The sequence below is a fragment of the Undibacterium sp. TJN19 genome (assembly GCF_049339485.1).
In the GTDB taxonomy this organism is placed as follows: Bacteria; Pseudomonadota; Gammaproteobacteria; order Burkholderiales; family Burkholderiaceae_D; genus Undibacterium.
On record NZ_JBMPPL010000045.1, the window covers coordinates 1 to 1,192 of the forward strand.

At 59.0% G+C, this 1,192-nt stretch carries 1 protein-coding gene; it reads right to left on the reverse strand.

The genetic code is table 11. The features are described 5' to 3' along the window. Positions 1-1,192: condensation domain-containing protein (locus tag ACO0LH_RS28430; protein ID WP_422944516.1), on the reverse strand; the 1,192-nt coding region annotated here is incomplete at both ends.

Below are 1,192 nucleotides of genomic sequence, written 5' to 3' on the forward strand. Positions count from 1 at the left end.
ATGGTGGAAGCTGAGGCCAAACTGGATCTGTTGTTCAAACACGAGGATGCCAATACGCCAGAGCTCGTCAATGCGCAGGCCTCTGGCTTTCTCTTCGAGTACCCAGGCCTGGATGGCGGCTTCTTTGCTTTGACTCTCTTCTTTATCTTGTTCTGACCGGGTGCGCAAGTCACGTACTTCGACGGTGGGTTCGCGCCAGGTGGTGACGAATTGCAGCGGGCGGTCGGCATCGAGGTGGAACTCTGTGCGCAGGACGGGGTGGCGTTGTATGACGCTATTGAGGGCTTCACGGAACAGCGCAGGCTGCCAGTCGGCGTCAATGGCAAAGGTGATGACGCAGTGGTAGACGGCAGACTGGGGGTTCTGCAACGAATGAAACCACATGCCCTGTTGCAGCATGGACAGGGGATAGGCATCTTCGATGGCTTGTCCACGGTAACTACGCGGCAGGCGGGCCTGTTCTTCTGGGCTCAGCAGGGCAAACGGTGCGGTGGTGATGCTGGTGATGGCGGTGTCTGTGCCCTGGCCACTTGCTTCGCCCTGCCCTGCGGGATGGCTGGTGCTGCCGGCATCAACGACGACACTGGCCAGTTCGGCAATGGTGGGGTGGGCAAACAGGTCTTTGATGGCAAACTGCAAGCCTTGCGCCCGGGCAGCCGAGACGAGGGAGATGGAGCGGATGGAGTCGCCTCCAATTGCAAAGTAATTATCCTGGGTACCTATCGCTGTGCTTCTTGTCTGCCCCAGGTTGGCTTGCCACAGGGCCACCAGGCGGCTTTCCAGCGGTGTTACCGGGGCCTGGTAGTGTTCACGGGCATAGGCGCTCGTATCGGGTACCGGCAGGCGGGCACGGTCGATCTTGCCGTTGTTGTTGAGCGGGAAGGCGTCGAGCAGGACAAAGGCACCCGGTACGGCATAGTCGGGAACACGGCCTTTAAGGTGTTCAGACAGCACGGCGGCAAGGGAAGTCGCCGATAAGCTTGTTGTTGCTTCTCTTGTTGTTGCTTCTCTTGTTGTTTCTTCTCTTGCTGTTGTTTCTGTTGCTGTTGTTTCTGCGGCGACCAGGTAAGCCACCAGGCGGCGTTCTCCGGGCTGGTCTTCGCGGGCCAGGACGAGGACTTGTTCAACACCGGGATGCTGGCGCAGGGCTTGTTCGATCTCGCCCAGTTCAATGCGAAATCCTCGCAGTTTG